Genomic DNA, 209 nt, shown 5'->3' with positions numbered 1-209 from the left:
GTGGAGCTGAATGATACTAATCGGTCGAGGCTTTGATCTAGTCTAAGGTTTGTATGAATTGATGAGTCTTCAGTTTTCAGGGAACAACCCTGAAATGGATTGACACGCCCTCGGGGCGATGTTAATATTCTTTTGTCTGGTGGCGATAGCGAAGCGGCCACACCCGTTCCCATGCCGAACACGGAAGTTAAGCGCTTCAGCGCCGAAAG

Annotated in this window: 1 rRNA gene; it reads left to right on the top strand. The window is 49.3% G+C overall.

From position 1 onward, the window contains the following. Positions 1-135: 135 nt before the first annotated feature. Positions 136-209, top strand: a 5S ribosomal RNA gene (rrf, locus tag KNO58_RS15350); the annotation flags it as partial.

Origin of the sequence: Exiguobacterium sp. J17977, from assembly GCF_018616375.1 — a bacterium.
In the GTDB taxonomy this organism is placed as follows: Bacteria; Bacillota; Bacilli; order Exiguobacteriales; family Exiguobacteriaceae; genus Exiguobacterium; species Exiguobacterium mexicanum.
The sequence above is the reverse complement of the archived record's forward strand: the minus strand, read 5'-3'. Positions and strand labels throughout refer to the sequence as shown.